At 71.8% G+C, this 202-nt stretch carries 1 protein-coding gene; it reads right to left on the bottom strand.

The window, feature by feature from the left end:
• The coding region (locus IH50_RS38600) for a hypothetical protein (RefSeq protein WP_158801465.1) at window positions 1–202 on the bottom strand (202 nt) is incomplete at both ends.

Raw genomic sequence — 202 nt, forward strand, 5'->3', positions numbered from 1 at the left:
CGCCTCGACGACGTCCACGTCACCGGCCGACAGCCCGCCACTGGCCAGCGCCTGCCGGATCACCCGCTGCTGCGACGGACCGTTCGGCGCCGTCAACCCGTTCGACGCACCGTCCTGGTTGACCGCACTGCCCCGCACCACCGCCAACACCCGATGCCCATGACGCCGCGCATCCGACAACCGCTCCAGCACCAGCACACCC

Source organism: Streptomyces sp. NRRL S-37 (assembly GCF_000721605.1).
Taxonomy (GTDB): Bacteria; Actinomycetota; Actinomycetes; order Streptomycetales; family Streptomycetaceae; genus Streptomyces.